Source organism: Curtobacterium sp. PhB136 (assembly GCF_004346855.1).
GTDB lineage: Bacteria > Actinomycetota > Actinomycetes > Actinomycetales > Microbacteriaceae > Curtobacterium.
Genome location: NZ_SMGH01000009.1, coordinates 218,450 through 236,637, shown reverse-complemented (window position 1 = coordinate 236,637; position 18,188 = coordinate 218,450). Strand labels below are relative to the sequence as shown.

Annotated in this window: 15 protein-coding genes; 11 read left to right on the top strand and 4 right to left on the bottom strand. The window is 71.7% G+C overall.

From position 1 onward, the window contains the following. Window positions 1–16: 16 nt before the first annotated feature. The gene (gene treS / locus EDF27_RS16945) at window positions 17–1,729 is read right to left on the bottom strand and encodes a maltose alpha-D-glucosyltransferase (RefSeq protein ID WP_132050118.1); all 1,713 of its coding nucleotides are present in this window, start codon (window positions 1,727–1,729) and stop codon (window positions 17–19) included. 95 nt (window positions 1,730–1,824) lie between these two features. Here treS and EDF27_RS16940 point away from each other — a divergent pair, with 95 nt between their 5' ends. The 3 genes from EDF27_RS16940 to EDF27_RS16930 all read left to right on the top strand — a co-directional run bounded on the left by EDF27_RS16940 (window position 1,825) and on the right by EDF27_RS16930 (window position 5,031). Continuing rightward, window positions 1,825–2,787 (top strand): alpha/beta hydrolase, encoded by a 963-nt coding sequence (locus EDF27_RS16940; protein WP_132050116.1) that lies wholly within the window; start codon window positions 1,825–1,827, stop codon window positions 2,785–2,787. A gap of 5 nt (window positions 2,788–2,792) precedes the next feature. After that, window positions 2,793–3,869: a glycosyltransferase family 1 protein gene (locus EDF27_RS16935; RefSeq protein ID WP_132050154.1), complete on the top strand. Its 1,077-nt coding sequence runs from the start codon at window positions 2,793–2,795 to the stop codon at window positions 3,867–3,869. A 943-nt stretch (window positions 3,870–4,812) separates the two neighbouring features. Continuing rightward, a complete protein-coding gene (locus EDF27_RS16930; RefSeq protein ID WP_123653486.1) occupies window positions 4,813–5,031 on the top strand; it encodes a hypothetical protein in 219 nt (72 codons plus the stop codon). Here EDF27_RS16930 and EDF27_RS16925 read toward each other — a convergent pair. Beyond that, a complete protein-coding gene (locus EDF27_RS16925; RefSeq protein ID WP_123653485.1) occupies window positions 5,028–5,666 on the bottom strand; it encodes a histidine phosphatase family protein in 639 nt (212 codons plus the stop codon). The two genes, EDF27_RS16930 and EDF27_RS16925, sit on opposite strands and share 4 nt — an antisense overlap. A gap of 118 nt (window positions 5,667–5,784) precedes the next feature. After that, a complete protein-coding gene (locus tag EDF27_RS16920; RefSeq protein WP_132050114.1) occupies window positions 5,785–6,636 on the bottom strand; it encodes a Sir2 family NAD-dependent protein deacetylase in 852 nt (283 codons plus the stop codon). 59 nt (window positions 6,637–6,695) lie between these two features. Between EDF27_RS16920 and EDF27_RS16915 the strand changes: the two genes are divergently transcribed. Next, window positions 6,696–7,538 carry an RNA methyltransferase gene (locus tag EDF27_RS16915; RefSeq protein WP_132050112.1) on the top strand — a complete coding sequence of 281 codons (843 nt, stop codon included), beginning with the start codon at window positions 6,696–6,698 and terminating at the stop codon, window positions 7,536–7,538. A gap of 146 nt (window positions 7,539–7,684) precedes the next feature. Beyond that, entirely contained in the window at window positions 7,685–8,917 is a 1,233-nt protein-coding gene (locus tag EDF27_RS16910) for a D-alanyl-D-alanine carboxypeptidase (protein WP_165931547.1), read from the top strand. An 18-nt stretch (window positions 8,918–8,935) separates the two neighbouring features. Here EDF27_RS16910 and EDF27_RS16905 read toward each other — a convergent pair whose 3' ends face one another. Next, window positions 8,936–9,742 (bottom strand): SGNH/GDSL hydrolase family protein, encoded by an 807-nt coding sequence (locus EDF27_RS16905; RefSeq protein WP_165931546.1) that lies wholly within the window; start codon window positions 9,740–9,742, stop codon window positions 8,936–8,938. 11 nt (window positions 9,743–9,753) lie between these two features. Here EDF27_RS16905 and EDF27_RS16900 point away from each other — a divergent pair, with 11 nt between their 5' ends. The 6 genes from EDF27_RS16900 (at window position 9,754) to EDF27_RS16875 (ending at window position 18,146) form a co-directional block, all read left to right on the top strand. After that, window positions 9,754–10,908 carry an acyl-CoA dehydrogenase family protein gene (locus EDF27_RS16900; RefSeq protein WP_132050108.1) on the top strand — a complete coding sequence of 385 codons (1,155 nt, stop codon included), beginning with the start codon at window positions 9,754–9,756 and terminating at the stop codon, window positions 10,906–10,908. An 80-nt stretch (window positions 10,909–10,988) separates the two neighbouring features. Further along, a complete protein-coding gene (locus EDF27_RS16895; RefSeq protein ID WP_165931545.1) occupies window positions 10,989–13,304 on the top strand; it encodes an FUSC family protein in 2,316 nt (771 codons plus the stop codon). Then, window positions 13,301–14,551 carry a DNA polymerase IV gene (gene dinB, locus EDF27_RS16890; protein WP_123653478.1) on the top strand — a complete coding sequence of 417 codons (1,251 nt, stop codon included), beginning with the start codon at window positions 13,301–13,303 and terminating at the stop codon, window positions 14,549–14,551. The genes EDF27_RS16895 and dinB overlap by 4 nt, the downstream gene beginning before the upstream one ends. A 164-nt stretch (window positions 14,552–14,715) precedes the next feature. Continuing rightward, window positions 14,716–16,536 carry a DEAD/DEAH box helicase gene (locus EDF27_RS16885; RefSeq protein WP_132050152.1) on the top strand — a complete coding sequence of 607 codons (1,821 nt, stop codon included), beginning with the start codon at window positions 14,716–14,718 and terminating at the stop codon, window positions 16,534–16,536. A gap of 10 nt (window positions 16,537–16,546) precedes the next feature. Then, window positions 16,547–16,750, top strand: a complete 204-nt coding sequence (locus EDF27_RS16880; protein ID WP_123653477.1) for a hypothetical protein — start codon at window positions 16,547–16,549, stop codon at window positions 16,748–16,750. Window positions 16,751–16,820: 70 nt separating this feature from the next. Beyond that, window positions 16,821–18,146 (top strand): FAD-dependent oxidoreductase, encoded by a 1,326-nt coding sequence (locus EDF27_RS16875; RefSeq protein WP_123653476.1) that lies wholly within the window; start codon window positions 16,821–16,823, stop codon window positions 18,144–18,146. Window positions 18,147–18,188: the final 42 nt, after the last annotated feature.

Sequence of the window (18,188 nt, the reverse complement as noted above, 5' to 3'; positions counted from 1 at the left end):
GTCGCCGCGCGGCACGTCACGCGTTCGGTGCGGCGCCGACGTGCAGCCAGTAGAACGACTGCGTCCCGAGCGTCAGCGTGACGTTGCCCTCCTCGTCGAAGGACGGGAACGAGCTGCCGCCGAACAGGTCGTACAGCGGACGGCCCGCGAACTCCGGCGCGGAGATCGTCGCCGTGGTGGCGTTGACCGCGAACGAGAACACGCAGAGGACGTCCTCGGCGGAGGGACCGAACTGGGTGCCGGTACCCTCCCACGAGCGGACGAACGCCAGGACGCTCTCGTTGTCCGTCTGCTGCACCGCGATCGACCCCATCCCGAAGACCGGGTGCGCCTTCCGCACGTGGATCACGTTGCGGACCCAGTGCAGCAGGGATCGTGACTGGGCGAGCTGCGCCTCGACGTTGACCTGCGCGTAGTTGTACACGAGCGACTGGACGACCGGCAGGAACAGCTTGCCCGGGTCGGCGGTGGAGAAGCCGGCGTTCCGGTCCGGGGTCCACTGCATCGGCGTGCGCGACGCGTCGCGGTCCGGGAGCCAGATGTTGTCGCCCATCCCGATCTCGTCGCCGTAGTACAGGAACGGCGACCCCGGCAGCGAGAACAGCAGCGCGTGGATCAACTCGAGCTCGGCACGGGAGTTGTCGAGCAGGGGAGCGAGGCGGCGCCGGATGCCGATGTTCGACCGCATCCGCGGGTCGTAGCCGTACCAGCCGTACATCGCCTGGCGGTACTCCTCGCTCACCATCTCGAGCGTCAGCTCGTCGTGGTTGCGGAGGAACACGCCCCACGCGGCGCTCTCCGGGACGTCGAGCGTCTCGGAGAGGATCGCGGAGAGCTCCTTGGCGTGCTGGGCGCGGAGCGAGTAGAAGATGCGGGGCATCACGGGGAAGTCGAACGCCATGTGGCACTCGGGCTCCTCGTCGGTGCCGAAGAACGCGGCGGTCTCCCGGGGCCACTGGTTCGCCTCGGCGATCAGGACACGCCCGGGGTACTCCTCGTCGACCATCGCGCGGAGCTTCTTGATGAACTCGTGCGTCTCGGGCTCACCCTCGCCGTTGCCCTCCTCTGTTTCGAAGAGGTACGGGATCGCGTCGAGCCGGAGGCCGTCGACACCGAGGTCGAGCCAGTGCCGGACGACGTCGTACACCGCTTCGACGACGGCCGGGTTCTCGAAGTTGAGGTCCGGCTGGTGCGAGAAGAACCGGTGGAAGAAGAACTGCCGACGAACCGGGTCGAACGTCCAGTTCGACTCCTCGGTGTCGACGAAGATGATGCGGATGTTCTCGTAGTGCTCGTCGGTGTCACGCCAGACGTAGAAGTCGCCGTAGGGGCCGTCCGGGTCCTCGCGGGACTGCTGGAACCACTCGTGCTGGTCGCTGGTGTGGTTGATCACCATGTCGATCACGATGCGCATGTTCCGCTCGTGCGACTTCGTGACGAGCTCGCGGAACTCCTCGAGCGTGCCGAACTCCGGCAGGATCGCCTTGTAGTCGGCGATGTCGTAGCCGCCGTCGCGCAACGGGGACTTGAAGAACGGCGGCAGCCACAGTGCGTCGACACCGAGCCACTGCAGGTAGTCGAGGCGACTGATCAGCCCCTGGAGGTCGCCGGTGCCGTCCCCGTTCGAGTCGACGAACGACCGGATCATGCACTCGTAGAAGACGGATCGCTTGTACCAGAGAGGGTCGAGCGTCAGTCCGGGCAGCTGGATCGGGGCTGTGAAGGTCACCGTGCTCCTCGTCGTCATCGACGGACCCGTGGCTGGAGGCCCGCTCCGGACACGATAGGCGGCTGCTCCCGAGTGCGTTCCATAGACTGACGCGGATGCAACCGCCGGTCCTCTCCCCGTACTCGTCGTTGATGGCGTCGACGCCCGTCGTGCACCGAGCCGTGGAGGTCGACGGCCGCACCACGCACTACTGGGAGTACGGCCCCGCCGACGCCGCGCAGACGGTCCTCGCCGTGCACGGGTTCCGCGGTGACCACCACGGCCTCGAGTCGATCGCGGCGCACCTGGTCGGTGTCCGCGTGATCGTCCCCGACCTGCCCGGCTTCGGCATCTCCGACCCGCTCGCGGTCTCCGACGTCGACTCCTACGTGGCGTGGCTCCGTGCGTTCCACGCGGCGCTCGGCCTCGACCACACGGCGGTGGTCCTCGGGCACTCGTTCGGCTCGATCGTGGTGTCGGCAGCGGTCGCAGCCGGCCTCGACACCCGGCTGCTCGTCCTCGTGAACCCGATCGCCGCCCCAGCACTCCAGGGCCCGCGCGCGGTCGGCACGGGCATCGCCATCGCGTACTACCGCGCGGGCGCCGCGCTGCCCCGGCCGGTCGGCCTCGGGCTCCTCCGCAACCGCGCGATCGTGCGGGTGATGAGCATCGCGATGCTCAAGTCGCGGGACCCGGAGATGCGCCGATGGGTGCACGAGCAGCACGACCGGTACTTCTCGGCGTTCGCGAACCGCACGAGCGTGCTCGAGGCGTTCCGGACCTCGGTCACGCACGACGTGTCCGAGTACGCCGACCGCATCGACGTGCCCGTGCTCATGATCGCCGCGGAGCGTGACGACATCACGGCCGTCCCGGAACAGCGCGCACTCGCCGACCGCCTGCGGAACGCGGAGCTCGTCGTCATCCCGGACGTCGGGCACCTGGTGCACTACGAGACCCCCGCCGCCGCCGCGGAGGCGACCCTGCGCCGGATGGCCGACCCCGTGCCCAAGCCGGCGCGCGGTGCCAGGGCGAGCCGAGCCTCCCGGCCGGACCGAGGCGGGGAGCGCACGTCGTGAGCCGCCTGCGGATCGGGATCGACTGCCGCTACGTGCGGATCGGACGGCACGACGGGATCAGCCGGTTCACCGCCGGCATCGTGGCGAACCTGCCGGACCGGCACGACTTCGTGCTGCTCGTCAACGACGACCGGCAGCTCGATTCGCTGCCGGACGGCATCCCGTGGGAGCGGATCCCGGCGCCCACCGACGCGGGGGAGCCGCTCGTCGCGCGGCACGTGAACCGGCTCGGACTCGACGCCGTGTTCTCGCCGATGCAGACGATGGGCTCGCGTGGGCGGTCGTACGCCCTCGTGCTGACGCTGCACGACCTGATCTACTACCGGAACCGGACACCGCCACGGGAGTTCTCGTGGCCGTTGCGGCTCGGGTGGCGTGCGTTCCACCTGGCGTGGTGGCCGCAGCGGATGCTGCTGAACGGTGCGGACGGGGTCGTGACGGTGTCCGCGACGACCGCCGGGCTGATCGCCGCACACCGGCTGACGAAGCGCCCGGTGACCGTGGCGTACAACGCTGCCGACCCCGCGTCCGTGCGGTCGCCTGCTGACGGCCGCACCCGCACGCTCGTGTACATGGGCTCGTTCATGCCGTACAAGAACGTCGAGACGCTGGTGGCCGCGCTGCCGCTGCTCGGCGCCGACTGGACACTGCACTGCATGTCGCGGGTGTCCGAGGCCGATCGTGCACAGCTGTCGGCGCTGGCCGGACCGGGCGCCGTGGTGTTCCACGACGGGGCATCGGACGAGGAGTACCTGGACGCGCTGCGCTCCGCGACGGCACTCGTGACGGCGTCGTACGACGAGGGGTTCGGGATCCCGCTCGTCGAGGCGATGGGGGTCGGCACGCCCGTCGCCGTCAGCGACATCCCGATCTTCCGGGAGATCGGCGGGGACGTGGCGGAGTACTTCGACCCCGGATCGCCGTCCGCGGTCGCTGCTGCGGTGCGACGGCTGGAGGCGCGGTGGGACGCTGCGTCGGCGGAGTCCGTCGTGCGTGCGGGGCGGTTCCGGTGGGACGAGTCCGCGGAGCAGGTCGTGCAGGCGGTCGAGCGTGCGGTGGCGGCGCGGGGGCGGCGGGGCTGACGCGTCGCCGGGGTTCGCGGCGACGTGAGCGTCAGGACTTCGCGGGGGCGAGGCGACCTCGACCGTCGCGTCCGGGAACACCCTGTGCACGGCTTCGGCGACGCGCGTCTGTGCCGTGTGCTGATCGACCCCGGTCGGGGCCGTCTCGACCGTGACGGCCTGGGCGTCCGGTTCGTCGGAGCGGCTCTCGCCGGCCGTCGTCCAGAGGCAGTGCACCTCCTGCACGCCGGGGATCGCCCGGACCGTCCACGCGAGGGCCAGCCGCTGCTCGGTGCGTTCGTCCGACGGTGAGATCCCGACCTCGACGTCACCGAAGTCCGCGACGGCCCAGACGTGCACGCCGTTCCCGCTCGTGTCCGCGGCGGCGGCACTCAAGCGGTCGACGAGGTCCTCGCGGGCGGTGTCGACGAGGCCCGGGGTCGCGGTGACGGTCGCCGTGACGTCGTAGCTCGCGAACGACGTCTTCGTCGGCTCGGCGGTGGACGTGCCAGCGACACCGTCGATGGTCCGCGCCTCGGAGGTGAACTTCGCGAGGGTGGCGTCCGGGCGGGGGAAGATCCCGCCGACGCCGGTCTGCACGCTGCCGATGATCATCGAGAGCGCGACGACGAGGACCACGGCGACCACGACGACCCCGCCGAGGAGCAGCGACCACGAGCGCACGCGCTGCGGCGTCGTCCGGACCGGCACCGACGCCGTGTCCGGTCCGAACGCGCGATCGAGGTCGTCGTCGTCCCGCGGCGGCCAGTCGCGGTGGCGGCCGCCCGTGCCGGGTCCGTCCATCGTCATGTCGCCCCCTCACGCGCGGGTCCGGGCCGTTGGGTGAACAGGATCGTAGTCCGGGGAGCGATTGGATGGGCGGCCCCGTGGGCAACGATCGCGCAACGGAGTGCACCGCTCTGGCTGACGCTCGGTACGGTGGCAGGAACGGAGAGGGGCCGTCGTGTTCGCCACGCTGCTGATCGTGTTCGCTGGACTCGTTGCGATGTGCGTCGTGTTCGCCGTCACCGGAGCCCGGCGGGCGAAGGCGCTCGAGGGGCTCGACGACCCGCTGGCGCCGCGCACGGGCGACGACGGCGCGCAGGGGATCCGGACGGCGCAGGCGAAGGCCGCACGGCCCGACGGGGCGACCGGTCTCGGCGGGTTCTTCGGCGGCCCCTAGCTCCGGCGCTCGAGGGGGTTCTGGTAGTCGAAGGCGTACTTGCCCGGGGCCTCGGAGACGTCCTCGATCGGGTCGTCGAAGCGCACCAGCTCCGCGTGGAAGCGCTCCGGGTCCCAGCGGAACGAGTGCACGGACCCGTTCCGGATCGGGGTGTGGTGCCGGTCGGCGGTGCCGGGGGCTGCGGCGTTGACGACGCTCCGGATCACGGCGCCGTGGGTCGCGACGACGATCACACCGCCGTCGTACCGCACGGCGATCTCGCCCAGGGTCTCCGTGACGCGGTCGAGCAGCGCCGCGCGGGACTCCCGCCCCGGGATGTCGTCGTGCGGGTAGTTCGCCAGGACCTCGTCGTCGGTGAGGCCCTCTGCCTCGCCGTAGGACCGCTCGGCGAGGCCCGGGTAGGTGGTCGGCGCCGGGAGCCCGAGCCGCGTGGCGATGATCGACCCGGTCTCGTACGCGCGAACGAGGGGCGATGCCACGACGGCGTCGAACGACCGGCGCGCGAGCAGGCCGGCGGTCTCGGTGGCCTGGGACCGCCCGGTGTCGTTGAGGGGGATGTCGGTCGAGCCCTGGATGCGGCGCTGCTTGTTCCAGTCGGTCTCACCGTGCCGGACGAGGTAGAGGAGGGTCGTCACCGTTCGATCATGGCAGAGCGAGCCGCAGCGCGAGCCGCAGCGCGAGTGGCAGTGCGAGCCGCAGAGCGCGCCGCAGCGCGAGTGGCAGTGCGAGCCGCAGAGCGCGCCGCAGCCCGGACTACAGCGCGAGCCGCGCCGCGAGCGCGACCAACGTCTCCGTCGTCCCCGCGTCCACCTTCACGGCCGCCCGACGATCGCTCCGCGTGTCGCCGCGGTTCACGATGACGACGGGGTGCTTGCGGCGGGCGGCGTGGTCGACGAGCCGCACGCCGGAGTTCACGGTCAACGAGGACCCGACGACGAGGAGCGCGTCCGCGTCCGCGACGATCGACACCGACTCGCTGAACTTCTCGGTGGGCACGAACTCGCCGAAGAACACCACGTCCGGCTTGAGCATCCCGCCGCACACGGAGCAGTCCGGCACGACGAACCGGTCGACCTCGGTGATCTCGACGTCCCCGTCGGGCTGCAGCAGGACGGATCCGGGCTCGTCGATCCACGGGTTCAGCCCGTCGATGGTCCTGGCGAGGTCGGCGCGGGCGAACACCTGTCCGCACGTCAGGCAGAGCGCGCGGTCCATCGACCCGTGGATCTCGACGACGCGGCGGGAGCCCGCGCGGAGGTGGAGTCCGTCGACGTTCTGCGTGATGACACCGGAGACCACGCTGGCTGCTTCGAGCGCGGCGAGCGCCTGGTGTCCGGCGTTCGGCCGGGCGGCGGCGAAGGTGCGCCACCCGAGGTGCGAGCCGGCCCAGTAGCGCTGGCGCTTCGCGGGGTCGGCGCGGAACTCCTGGAAGGTCATCGGCTTCCGGACCCGACGGCCCTCGCCGCGGTAGTCCGGGATCCCGGAGTCGGTGCTGAGGCCCGCTCCGGAGAGCACGGCGACGCGCTTGCCCGCGAGGAGGCCGACGACCTCGTCCAGGCCGTCGATCACAGCGGGTGTCCCGTCGGTCGCGTCGCTCGTCGCCATCACGTTCACGGTACCCTCAACAGCCGACCGCCCCCGCCACTTCCCACGGAACGAGACCAGTGCACCCCGTCCGCATCGACACCCTCGACGACCCCCGCCTCGACGACTTCCAGCGCCTCACCGACGTCGCGCTCCGCCGGGTCTCGGAACCCGAGGGCGGGCTGTACATCGCCGAGTCGAACACGGTCATCGAGCGGGCGATCCGCGCCGGGCACGTGCCGCGAAGCGTCCTGGTGCAGGAGAAGTGGCTCGAGGACGTCCTGCCGCTCGTCGCCGACCACGACGGTCCGGTGTTCGTCGGCCCCGACGCCCTGCTCGAGGAGCTCACCGGCTTCCGGATGCACCGTGGCGCGATCGCGTCGATGCAGCGCCCGGAGCTGCCGAGCGTCGCAGACGTCGTGCGGGACGCCCGGCTGGTCGTCGTCCTGGAGGACATCGTCGACCACACCAACGTCGGCGCGGTGTTCCGGAGCGTCGCCGGGCTCGGTGCGGACGCCGTGCTGGTCAGCCCGCGATGCGCCGACCCGCTCTACCGCCGGAGCGTGCGGGTGAGCATGGGGACGGTGCTCCAGGTCCCGTGGACCCGCATCGGTGACTGGCCGGAGGCGGGGGAGGAACTCCGCGCGCAGGGCTTCCACCTCGCCGCGATGGCGTTGACGGACCGCTCGGTGGACCTCGACGTGTTCGCCGCGGACGTCCCGGAGAGGGTCGCGCTCGTGATGGGCACCGAGGGGCGGGGCCTCACGGCGGCCGCGATCGCGTCGGCGGACACGACGGTGCGGATCCCGATGCACCACGGCGTCGACTCGCTCAACGTGGCCGCGGCGAGCGCCGTCGGCCTGTGGGCGGTCGCCGCCGCCCAGCAGGCGAAGCGGACGCAGCAGGCGAAGCGGACGCAGTAGGCACAGCCGGCACAGGAGACGCGGCCGGCAGCGGCCGCGGTCTCGTCGATGGTCCGGAACCCCCGGACGGGAGGCTCGACCCGGCTTCTCCACACCCCGGCGGTTCCCCAGACGGCCGGTACCGCCCCCCGGTACGCTCGATTCCCGTGTCACGTGTCGTCCGCCGCCCCCGCTCCGCTGTCCGGAGGCCCGTGACGATCTCGGTCGTCGCCGTCCTGATCCTGGCGATCGCGTACCTCGTCGCGGCGGCCGTCGTGCCGTTCTCCCCGGCGAGCGCCACGACCACGTCGTACGCCGCCCCGACCGCGACGCTGCCGTCGCTGACGTTCCCGTCGTACGGCGCCACCGCGGTGGAGGCACCGGACTTCCCGGAGAGTCTCCGGACGAGCGGTGACACGAAGCCGCGGTCGATCGCGAGCATCTCGAAGGTCGTCACCGCGCTCGTGGTGCTCGACGCGAAGCCGCTGGCGCAGGGGCAGGCGGGTCCGACGATCGACTTCACGTCGGAGATGGAAGGGCTGTACGCGAAGTACCTGGCGGTGGACGGCGAGGTCGCCCCGATGCCGTCCGGGCTGCGCCTGTCGGAGTACCAGACCCTGCAGGTCATGCTGATGAAGTCCGCGAACAACTACGCCGGTTCCCTGGCGATCTGGGCGTTCGGGTCGCTCGACGCGTACAAGACCGCTGCTGCGTCGTGGCTGCACGACCACGGTCTGGACGACACCTCGATCCAGGAACCCACGGGCCTGAACGCGGCGAACAAGTCCACCGCGACCGACCTCGTCGACCTCGGGCAGCTCGCGCTCGCGAACCCCGTGGTGAAGGAGGTCGTGGGCACGAAGGCGGTCACCGTCCCCGGGGTCGGGGACATCGAGAACTCGAACAAGCTCCTCGGCATGGACGGGGTCGAGGGGATCAAGACCGGCACCCTGGACGAAGCGGGCGCGTGCCTGCTGTTCGCCGCCACGTACGAGCGGGGCGGCAAGACCGTCACCGTGATCGGCGCGATGCTCGGCGGGGTCGACCACGACAGCCTCGACGACGACGTCCAGCGGCTCCTGCACTCGGTCGCGGACAACTTCCACGTGGTGACCCTGACGCACGCCGGCCAGTCGTTCGGGACGTACTCGACCCCGTGGAAGGACGAGACCGACGCGGTGACGAAGGCCGCGTCGGAGGTCCTGGTCTGGGGGAAGACCACGGTGAAGGCGACGACGAAGCTCGACTCGGTCACCACCGGCACCAAGGGGGAGCGCGTCGGCCGGGTGCGCTTCTCGATCACCGAGCACAAGGCGGTCACCGTGCCACTGGTGCTCGAGCAGGAGATCCCGGACCCGGGCATCTGGTGGCGCTGGACGAACCCGTTCGAAGGGGCGTAGGCCGCCCTCGACGGTGGGCTAGGGCGTGTCGCTCTTGTGCTCGAGGACCGTCTGCAGCTCGGGGCGCTTCGGGCTGATGCCGTCACCGGACGAGGTGTGCCGGATTCGCCGGACCACCCACGGCACGAGGTACTCCCGTGCCCAGCCGAGGTCCTCGGCGCGGGCTTCCCGCCAGGGACGGGCCGCGAGCGGCTCGGGGTTGAACGGGGCGAGTTCGTGGTCGACCCCGAGCGCGTCGAGCACCGCGGCCGCGATCGTCGCGTGGCCCATCGGGGAGTGGTGCAGCCGATCCGGCGCCCACATGCGCGGGTCGCGGAGCACCCGGAGCGCCCACATGTCGGCGACGAGGGCGTCGTGCTTCAGCGCGATGGCGTGCAGGTGCTCGTTGTAGATCGCCGCCTTGCCGCGGACGAGCCCGAGCACCGGCGTCATCCCGACGTCCGGCCCGGTGAAGATGACGACGGTCGCGCCGTCGCGGCGGAGCTCCGTGACGGTCTTGTCGAACCGGGACGCGAGCTCGTCCGGGTCCGAGCCCGGGCGGATGATGTCGTTCCCGCCGGCGGACACGGTGATCAGGTCCGGGCCGAGCGCGAGTGCGTCCTCCACCTGCTCGTCGATGATCTGCTGGAGCAGGCGTCCGCGGACGGCGAGGTTGGCGTAGGCGAAGTCGTCGGTCTGGTTCGCGAGCACCTCGGCGACCCGGTCGGCCCAGCCGCGGTACCCGCCGGGCACGGTGGGGTCGGGGTCCCCGAGTCCCTCGGTGAACGAGTCACCGATCGCGACGTACCTGGACCAGGGATGACGATCTGACACCCCTCGGAACATAGTCTCGTGCCATGACGAAGGCAAAGCCGTGGACGGTCCCGGAGGACCTCCTCACCCGGATCGCGGAGCGTGCTCCCCGGTACGACGCGGAGAACGCGTTCTGCGCCGAGGACCTCGACGAGCTCCGCGCGGCGGGGTACCTGCGCATCGGCGTGCCGATCGCGGACGGCGGCAGCGGCCTCGGGCTCCGTGCCACCGCGGCCGTGCAGCGGACGATCGCCGGAGCCGCACCGGCGACGGCCCTGGCGCTCGGCATGCACCAGGTCTGGGTGCAGGCGGCCCGCAGCGTGTCCGCGCGGGGTGGGTCGTTCCTCCAGTCCGTCACGGACCACGCCGCGGCGGACCGCCTGCTCGCCTTCGGGGTCAGCGAACCCGGGAACGACCGCGTGCTCTTCGACTCACTGACGACGGCGGAGCCGGACGGGGCGGGCGGGTACCGGTTCACCGGGACGAAGGTGTTCACCTCGCTCGCACCGGCGTGGGACGTCCTCAGCGTGTTCGGCAAGGACACGACGGGGGAGGCTCCGTGCCTGGTGCACGGGTTCGCCGTGCGCGCGGACGGCGGCGTCCGGCACCTCGACGACTGGGACACCCTCGGGATGCGGGCCACGCAGAGCCGGACCACCCTGCTCGAGGGCGTGCACGTGCCGGCGGACCGGATCGTGCGCACGCTGCCCGTCGGGCCGACCGCCGACCCGCTCGTGTTCGCGGTCTTCGCCGCGTTCGAGCTGCTGGTCGCCTCCGTGTACGTCGGCATCGCGACGCGTGCCCTGGAGCTCGCGGTCGCGCAGGTCCGGGAGCGCCGCTCGATGGACGGGACCCCGCGCGCGGACGACCCGGACGTCCGGCGGGCGATCGCGGACATGCGCGGCGCCGTCGACGCGGTCGCGCTCCAGGTGGACGCGCTCGCCCGGGACGTCGACGAGCTCGAGGACCACGGCGCGCGCTGGTTCCCGCTCCTGGTGGGGACGAAGGCGCGCGCGGTGGACGCCGCGCAGCACGTCGTGGACGAGGCGATGCGGGTGGTCGGCGGCGGCGCGTACCGGGCGTCGAGCGAGCTCGCGCGGCTGGCCCGCGACGTCCGTGCCGGTCAGTACCACCCGTCGTCGCGGGACTCGGCGGCGCGGACGATCGCGAGCGAGGTGCTCGGGCCGATCGGCAACTAGCGGGCGGGCCGATCGGCAACTAGTTCAACTGCGGTACTATGAGGGTCCGAACAGCGACCGAAGCCGGAGGCCTCCCACCCGTGACGACGGACCGCCGACCAGCACCGACGCATCGCCTCCCGCCCCGCCTGCGGAGCCCGCGCCAGCGACTCTGGGACCGGCTCCTCGTCCTCGACCCGGGCTTCGTGAAGAGCGAGGGCGCGCTCCGCACCCTGCTCTGCGTCCCCGCGGGCATGGCCGTCGGGTACGCCGTCGCGCTCCAGTTCGGGTTGCCGGCGGTCCTCGGGCTGATGATCGGCGCGATGCCGGCGTTCATCACCTGCCTGGTCATCGTCGACCCGAGCGCCAGGCGGGTGGCGGGCCGGACCGGTGCCGTCATCGTGCCCTTCGTGGCAGCGCTCGCGGGCAGCATCGCCCTGCACCCGTTCCGGATCCTCGAGCTCGTGCTCATCGTGGTGCTGCTCTTCGTCCAGTTCCTCGCGTTCCAGTGGGGGAAGTGGGCTTCCGACGCCGCGATCGTGGCGTTCTCCGGGTACCTGTGCGGGCTGCTCCTGCCGTTGCCGGAGACGAGCGTCCTGCCGCTGTCGATCGTCGTGGCGGCGTCCCTGGCGGCGACGATCGTGATCCGGACCGTGTTCCTCCGGCCGGACGCGTACCGGTCGCTGCTGCGGGTGCGGCGCGGGTTCCTGGCGCGCGGGGCCGACGTCCTCGAGGCCTCCGCGGCCGCCCTCGCCGTCGCCGATGACTCCCGTGCCCGCGCTCGTGCGCTCCGGCGGCTGGCACGACGTCGTTCGCAGTACCACGAGATCGCGCTGACGGTCGACGGGATGCTGGCGGCGAGCGGCACCGACGCGGCCGACGAGCTGCACCGCCTGGTGTTCGACACACACTTCGCCATCGACGAGCTCGGCCGTGCCGCCGCGACCCTCGTCGAGCAGGGTGCCCCGGAAGACGTCCGCCACGCGGCCCTCCGCGCGGTCACGATCGTCCTGCGGCACGGCGGCAGCGCCGGCGACGATGCCGGCCGGACCCTCGCCGCACGCTTCGCGATCACCGCCTCCGCGGCCGACCCGGCATCGCGGACCACCGTGCTCGCCCACCGGATGGCCCGCGAGTTCGCCGACCTCCGGACCGCCGGGCTCCGCTGGCGCGAGGTCGCCGACGAGCTCCCGCGGACCGGCGACGGCGTGCCGTTCGCGTCGCCGGTGATCCTGGCCGGCGGCCGTCCCGCCGGAGCCGTCCCGGTCGTCGCCGACGCGGTCGCCGACGGGCCGTGGCGCCGGCTGCACATGACCGCATCGCTCCGGACCGCGGTGCACGCCGCCATCGCCGTGGCGATCACCGAACCGCTCGCACTGCTCCTCGACGGCAGCCGCTTCTACTGGGGCGTCATCGGCGTGATGATCGTCCTCGCCGGCACGAACACCACGCACGAACGCGTCCGCAAGGGCATCCACCGCGGTGTCGGCACGGTCGTCGGCGGGATCGTCGGGATCGCGCTCGTGCACGTGCTCGGAACCGACCACCCCTGGGTGACGATGGTGCTCGTCTGCGTGCTGCTCGCCGTCGGCACGTACGGGTTCGGTGGGGTGTACGCCGTCTGGGCCGCGTGTCTCGTCGTCGTGCTCTGCCAGGTCTACGACTTCTCCGGCACCTTCACCGACGCGCTCATCCCGATCCGGCTCGCGGAGAACCTGCTCGGCGCCACGATCGCCATCCTGGTCAGCATCGTGGTGCTCCCGCTCGCCACGCGGAGCGTCGTCCGCCGGGCGGTGCGGCGGCAGCTCGTCGCGGTGCGTGCCTTCGTGCTGGCGACCGTGGGGGTGGACGTCGACGAGACGGAGCCCGCCGACGCGGCGGACCCGACCCCGGCCTCCCGTCCGACGCCTGCTGCGGCACCGGACCTGCGTGCCCGGTCACGCGCCGTCGACGCCGCCACCTACCAGCTGGAGGCGGTCCTGAAGCCGATGGTCCGGTTCCCGACGGGTGGGCCGGCGCGCGCGGACGCGCGGATGCGTGCGTCCCTGCAGGCGGCGGCGACGTTCGCCAGGGAGCTGGCCGGGAGGCCCGGCGCGGCCCCGGTGGACGTGCCCGCCACGCTGCGCGGTGCGGCCGAGGTCCTCGCCGCGTCCGTCGACCGGCTGGCGGACCGCGTCGTGGCCGGCCCCGGGACCGACGCATCCGGCTCGCCCGCGTGGACACGGATCACGGACGTGCTCGAGGGTGTCGTCGCGACCGCCGACCCGGGTGACGCCGGAGACGCGGTGCGTGCCCGGGTGCACGCGCTCGGCCGCATCGACGAGTCCCTCGCGCTCTTCGCGGAGCGGGTCGGGATGCCCGTCGTCGCGGGCGCCGCGACGCGGATGTCGGCGGTCGGTGGCACCATCTCCTCGTGAGCAAGCAGGACGGACGCAACCGGCTCGTCTCCGACCGACCGGTCGCAGACCTGACCGCGACGGTGCTGCACGTCGACATGGACGCGTTCTTCGCCTCCGTCGAACTGCTCGACCGCCCCGACCTCGTCGGGCTGCCGGTGATCGTCGGACACGACTCCGACCGCTCCGTGGTGACCGCCGCCACGTACGAAGCCCGCAAGTACGGCGTCAACTCGGCGATGCCGATGGCCGTCGCGAAACGCCGGTGCCCGAACGCGGTGATCGTCGAGCCGCACTTCGAGAAGTACCAGGCGAAGTCCGCCGCCGTGATGCACGTGTTCGAGCAGTTCACCCCGCGGGTGGAACGGCTCGGCATCGACGAGGCGTTCCTCGACGTCGCCGGCGCCGTGCGGTTGTACGGCACCCCGTGGGAGATCGGGCAGGCGATCCGGCAGAAGGTCTTCGCGGAGACCGGCCTGCACTGCTCGGTCGGTGCCGCCTCGACGAAGTTCGTCGCGAAGCTCGCCTCCAGCCGTGCCAAGCCGGACGGCCTCCTCGTCGTCCCCGCGGAACACACCGTGGCGTTCCTGCACCCGCAGCCCGTGTCGGCGCTGTGGGGCGTCGGCGGCAAGACGCAGGAGACCCTCGAACGCCGGGGCATCCGCACCGTCGGCGACCTCGCCACGACACCGCTCGCCTCCCTGGTGTCCGCGCTCGGCCCGGCCGGCGGACAGCGCCTGCACGACCTGTCCTGGGGGCGTGACCCGCGGGTCGTCGACACCGCCGTTGGAGAGAAGTCGATCGGGCACGAAGTCACGTTCGGCACCGACCTCACCGAGCGCGACGCCGTCGCCCGCGAACTCCTGCGGCTCGCCGAGAAGGTCGCCGTCCGGATGCGCCGCGCCGACGTGCAGGCCCGGACCATCGCCCTCAAGGTCCGCTACACCGACTTCACCACCCTGACCCGCTCACGCACCCTCGCCGAACCGACCGACGTCGCCCGCCGGATCCACCGCGAAGCCGTCGAGCTCTACGACGTACTGCACCGTCAGGGCAACCGGATCCGGTTGATCGGCGTCCGCGGGGAGAACCTCGTGCCGACCGCGGCGAGCAACGCGCTGTGGGACGACGACGCGCCGTGGCGCGAGACCGAGACCACGGTCGACGCGGTCACCGCCCGGTTCGGCGCCGGCGTGCTGCGACCCGCATCGCTCGTCCGCGGCACGCCCGAGCAGCGTCCGCCGCATGCCCGGCAGGACATCGGGTGACGGTAGAATCGCCTGAAGTGAGCGCAGCGGAGTACGAACAGCAGCAGTCCGCCGCGGCCGGCGGTGTCCATCCCGATCCGGCCCCGGCGTCGTCGGCCGAACTCGCCTCGTCGTCGGCCGAACTCGCCTCGTCGTCGGCCGGGGTCCCGCAGTCGTCGGGCGAACTGGCACCGGCTGAACTGGCGGAGATCGCGGGCAACGCGGCCGCCGAGCACCTGTCGCCGGCGTTCCCGGACCGCGCCGCGTGGGGGACCGCGTCCAAGCTCCGCGCCTGGCAGGTCGAAGCGCTCACGAAGTACTTCGAGACCGAGCCGCGCGACTTCCTCACGGCGGCCACCCCGGGCGCCGGCAAGACCACGTTCGCGCTCCGGCTCGCCACCGAGCTCCTGGCCCGCGGCACCGTCGACCGCATCGTCGTCGTCGCACCGACCGAGCACCTGAAGCGGCAGTGGGCCGACGCCGCCGACCGCGTCAACATCCGCATCGACCCGATGTTCAAGAACGGCGACGGGATGTTCGGCCGGCACTACCAGGGCGTCGCGATCACGTACGCCCAGGTCGGCATGAACCCCGAGGTCCACAAGAAGATCACCGAGGGCGGCCGCACCCTGGTCGTCCTCGACGAGGTCCACCACGGCGGCGACGCCCTGACCTGGGGCGACGGCATCAGGGAGGCGTTCAGCGGGGCCACGCGCCGACTGTCCCTCTCCGGCACCCCGTTCCGCTCGGACACCGCACCGATCCCGTTCGTGCAGTACGCCCCGGACGAAGCGGGCATCCGCACCTCGATCTCCGACTACAACTACGGCTACGGACGCGCCCTCGCCGACGGCGTCGTCCGCCCGGTGCTGTTCATGGCGTACGCCGGGCAGATGCGCTGGAAGACCCGGATGGGCGACGAGATGTCGGCGTCCCTGGGTGAACAGGTCACCAAGGACATCACCGCGCAGGCCTGGCGCACCGCGCTCTCACCAGAAGGCGAGTGGATGCCGGCGGTGCTCTCCGCCGCGGACAAGCGCCTGACCGAGGTCCGTCGCGGCGTGCCCGACGCCGGCGGGCTCGTCATCGCGACCGACACCACCACGGCACGCGCGTACGCCCGCATCCTGCAGCAGATCACGGGGGAGCGGCCGACGGTCGTCCTCTCCGACGAAGCCGCCGGGTCCAGCCGGATCGGGGCGTTCGCCGCCGACACCTCGCGGTGGATGGTCGCGGTCCGGATGGTGTCCGAAGGCGTCGACGTCCCACGGCTCTGTGTCGGCGTGTACGCCACGAGCGCCAGCACACCGCTGTTCTTCGCCCAGGTGATCGGCCGCTTCGTGCGGGCCCGGCGCCGTGGGGAGACCGCCTCCGTGTTCCTGCCGAGCGTCCCGGGGCTGATGGCCCTCGCAGCGACGCTCGAGCTCGAGCGGGACCACGCGCTCGACCGCCCGAAGGACGCCGACGACGGGATGTACAACCCCGAGGACGCGATGGTCGCCGAGGCCAACAAGGAAGACCGTGCCTCGGAGAGCCTGCTCGACGTGCAGCCGTTCGAGGCGCTCGACTCGCAGGCCTCCTTCGACCGGGTCCTCTACGACGGCGGCGAGTTCGGGACCGGCGGCGAGATCGGCTCCCTCGAAGAACTCGACTTCATCGGGATCCCGGGGCTCCTCGAACCCGACCAGGTGCGCGACCTGCTCCGGGCGCGCCAGGCCACCCAGGCACAGCGCCAACGAGGACGGGGTTCCAAGGGCCGCGCGGTGAAGGACGGGACCCCCAAGGCTCCCGAGCCCGACCGGCCGATGTACATGACCATCAAGGAGCAGCGCTCCGAGCTCCAGCGGCTCGTGTCGATCTGGTCGCGGCACGCCAACGAGCCGCACGGGTCGATCCACGCCGAGCTCCGGCGGATCAGCGGTGGCCCGGCCGTGGCGCAGGCGAGCATCGAGCAGATCCAGAAGCGCATCGACATCCTGCGCTCCCGGATCGGCGGGCGTCGGTGACGGTGCTGGCGTGATCGTCGCCGTCGACGATCGGACCTGGCTCGTCAAGCGCTCCGAGGACTCCTCGCCCGAGGCGATCATCGACCGCTTCGGCGGCGGCTACCGGCTCCGTCGGTTCAGCCTCGTCGAGTCGCGCCGGACGGCTCACGGCGTCTTCATGGGTCTCGACCTCGCCGAGACCGCGTGGTGGCGGTTGCGCGACGGCCGTCGTTGATCTGGTGACGTTCTGGGCAATCTGCGCGGCGATCATGACGTTGCAAGCCCTGATCGGGTAGACCGGACGCATGGCAGATTCGATCCCTCACGTCCTCGTCCTCGGTGGCGGCTCCGCCGGCTACACGACCGTCAAGCAGCTGCAGAAGCACGCCGCGACGGTGCCGATGCGCATCACCCTCGTCGACCAGAACACGTACTACACGTACCTGCCGTTCCTGCCGGAGGTCGCCGGCGGCCACATCAACCCGAAGGACGTCACCGTCGAGCTGCGCCGTGCGCTCCGCAAGACCCGCGTCATCCAGGGCAAGGTGACCGCGATCTCGGCCGCCGACAAGACGGTGTCGATCGCCACGGCCGGCGGTGACGACCGCACCCTCGGCTACGACCAGCTCGTCGTCGCGCTCGGCTCCGTCACGCGGACCTTCCCGACCCCCGGGCTCGAGGAAGTGGGCGTCGGCTTCAAGAGCGTCGAAGAGGCCGCCTACGTCCGCGCGAAGCTCCTCGACAACATCGCGAAGGCCGCTGCCACGCGTGACGAGGACGAGCGTCGCCGTCTGCTCACCAGCATCTTCATCGGCGGTGGCTACACCGGCGTCGAGGCGATCGGCGAGCTCTTCGACGTGTCGCAGGCCGCGATCAAGACCTACCCGTCGCTCGCGGGGGAGCAGCCGCGCTGGGTGCTCATCGACGCGCTCGACCGGGTCGCACCAGAAGTCGGCCCGGAGCTCTCGAAGTGGACCCTCGAGTCGCTGCGCGCCCGCGGCATCGACGTCCGCCTGAAGACCACCATGCCGAGCTGCGAGGGCGGCGTCGTGAAGCTCTCCGACGGTGACGAGTTCGCCACCGGGCTGCTCGTCTGGACCGCCGGCGTCAAGCCGAACCCGCTCCTCGACGCGTCCGACCTGCCCCGCGGTCCGAAGGGCCACCTCGCCGCAAACGCGAAGCTCCAGGTCGAGGACGAGACCTCGCACGAGGTCGTCCCGGGTGTCTGGGGCCTCGGTGACGTCGCGCAGGTGCCGGACCTCACGGCAGACAAGCAGCCGGCGTACTACCCGCCGAACGCGCAGAACGCCGTCCGTCAGGCCGTCGTGGCCGCGGACAACGTCGTGGCGACGATCACGGGCAAGCCGCTCGAGGAGTACCGCCACCCGTCGATCGGCACCGTCGCGTCGTACGGTGTCGCCAAGGGTGCCGCGAACATCAAGGGCATCAAGATGACGAACCTCTTCGCCTGGCTCGCGCACCGGGCGTACCACGTGTACGCGATGCCGACGCTGAACCGCAAGGCGCGGATCATCATCGGCTGGGTGACCGGCGCGGTCTCCGGCCGTGACGCCACGTCGCTGATCAAGGAGACGGATCCGCGTCGCGCGTTCGTCGACGCGACGAAGTAGCGGAGACCGCTCCACAGACGGGAGGCCCGGTGCCAGCTGGCA

What these genes read in the sequence shown, in the direction of transcription:
- EDF27_RS16900 (WP_132050108.1), top strand. Translation starts at nt 9,754, where the DNA reads ATGACGAAGGCAAAGCCGTGGACGGTCCCGGAGGACCTCCTCACCCGG.
- EDF27_RS16905 (WP_165931546.1), bottom strand. Translation starts at nt 9,742, where the DNA reads ATGTTCCGAGGGGTGTCAGATCGTCATCCCTGGTCCAGGTACGTCGCG.
- EDF27_RS16940 (WP_132050116.1), top strand. Translation starts at nt 1,825, where the DNA reads ATGCAACCGCCGGTCCTCTCCCCGTACTCGTCGTTGATGGCGTCGACG.
- EDF27_RS16875 (WP_123653476.1), top strand. Translation starts at nt 16,821, where the DNA reads ATGGCAGATTCGATCCCTCACGTCCTCGTCCTCGGTGGCGGCTCCGCC.
- EDF27_RS16920 (WP_132050114.1), bottom strand. Translation starts at nt 6,636, where the DNA reads ATGGCGACGAGCGACGCGACCGACGGGACACCCGCTGTGATCGACGGC.